The sequence below is a fragment of the Salinispora mooreana genome, from assembly GCF_000379065.1.
GTDB classification, from domain to species: Bacteria; Actinomycetota; Actinomycetes; order Mycobacteriales; family Micromonosporaceae; genus Micromonospora; species Micromonospora mooreana.
The window spans coordinates 2,759,084-2,760,929 of sequence record NZ_KB900614.1 but is presented as its reverse complement, the minus strand read 5'-3'; the positions used below and the strand labels follow the sequence as shown (position 1 = coordinate 2,760,929).

Genomic DNA, 1,846 nt, shown 5'->3' with positions numbered 1-1,846 from the left:
GATCGAGGCATGGAACACCGACCCGAAACCGTTCGTCTGGACCAGAACCGCAGACGAGATCCTCAACAGCCTCGCCACATACTGTGGTCGAACTAACGACTCAGGACACTAGTACTCCAGCCGCACTTGGCTGAGTTGTTGTCTTCGCTGGTAGTGGCTTGTTTTGGCCCTGAACTGGTGGCGACGACGCCACCATGACCATCGATTGATGTGGTCGCGGGTTCGCCTGCGGGTGATCAGGTGTGCCAGGAGACGTCGAGTCTCGGCGAGGCTGAGGGGAACGAGGCCGGCCCGGTCGGTGGTGCCCCCTTTTCCGCCTTTGCGGCGGTGACGGTGAGGAAGGCGTGGGCGCACATAGCGAGTGTTATGTGGCGGTACCACGCGTCGTAGCGGCGCACCTGATAGTCGTCCAGGCCGACCTGTCCCTTGGCGGTCTGGAAGCACTCCTCGACGGCCCACCGAGTGCCGGCGACGCGGATGAGTTCCTCGTCGTCGGTGTCGGCCGGTCCGTAGCACAGGTAGTAGGCGAGCTCGGTCGGGTCGGTGATCGACCGGCGGATGAGCAGCCAGCGGGTGAATCCGTGCTCGGCGGTGCCGGTGTCGGGCAGGGTGGCTACGGCCCAGTCGAACAGGCGCGGTCCCTTGGCGCCGGCGCCGCAGCTGCGCCGTTTCCAGGCCGGGGCAGGGGCCGCGGCGGCCAGTTCGTCGGCGCGGGCGGTGCCGCCGTCGGTCGGGATCTTCTGGTTGCAGGCCACGGCCAAGACGTAGCCCATGCGCCGGGTCTGCAGCCACAGCCGGAACTTGCTGTCCTTGCCGTAGGCCTCGTCGGCGGTCACCCACTGAGCCAGCAGTCCCGCGTCCAGTGCGCGGCGCAGCATCTGCAACCCCAGCGCCGGCTTGGTCGCGAACCGCACCTTCGCCGGTACCGCGGCTTCGGTCCGCCGCCTGTCATCGGCGCACCAACTCTGCGGCAGATACAGTTCCCGGTCGATCAAGGTGCGCCCGTGCGCGGACGCATACGCCAGGAACACCCCGAGCTGGCAGTTCTCGGTCCGCCCGGCGGTCCCGGAGTACTGGCGTTGGACGCCGGCGGACTTGGTTCCCTTCTTCAGGAACCCTGTCTCATCGATGATCAGAACGCCGGCGGCGTCGCCGAGGTGCTCCGCGACGTAGTCGCGCAGGTCATCGCGGACCGCGTCAGCGTCCCACGCCGACCTGTTGAGCAGCCGTTGCATACCGTCAGGGGTGTTCTCCCCGGCCGCCTCCGCGAGGGTCCAGCCATTCTTGCCAGCCAGCGGCGACAGCAGGCCCAACACATAGGCCCGGGCCCGCCGGCGTGGCTCCACCCGCCGAAACCGGCCAGCGACCCGCGCCATCAGGTCATCCAGACTTGCCGCCCACCCCGAAAGATCGTCCGTCACCACAAGTGCGGCAGTCTACGATGGACGATCGTGTACTCTAACGCCTGACCCGCATCTACGGTCCTAGCTGCGCAAACACGGTCAACGGAAGTGCGGCTGGAGTACTAGTAGTGCTTTGTTAGGTTGGGACGAGTTGGTGGCAGAGGGGGCAGAACCCGAGCCAGGTCGCGAGTAGGTATTGCAGTTCGCGCAGGACGGCGTAGAGGCTCAGGTCTGCCCCGCTGCTTTTGGGCGTGTCAGCCTCAGGTGGGTGAGGAATAGGTGGGCGGCTGCGGTGAGGGTGACGTGGCGGTGCCAGCCGGTCCAGGATCGTCCTTCGAAGTGGTCGAGGCCGAGGGCGGTGTTGAGCTCGCGGTAGTCGTGTTCGATGCGCCAGCGGCTTTTGGCGAGGCGGACCAGTTCGGCAAGCGGTGTGTCGGCGGGGA

The 1,846-nt window shown here is 66.7% G+C and carries 2 protein-coding genes; both read right to left on the bottom strand.

Annotated features, from left to right (window positions below):
• Positions 1-236: 236 nt before the first annotated feature.
• Positions 237-1,376 (bottom strand): IS701 family transposase, encoded by a 1,140-nt coding sequence (locus SALPAC6_RS0113000; RefSeq protein ID WP_018253844.1) that lies wholly within the window; start codon positions 1,374-1,376, stop codon positions 237-239.
• A gap of 252 nt (positions 1,377-1,628) precedes the next feature.
• The coding region (locus SALPAC6_RS25895) for a transposase (protein WP_018253845.1) at positions 1,629-1,846 on the bottom strand (218 nt) is incomplete at its 5' end.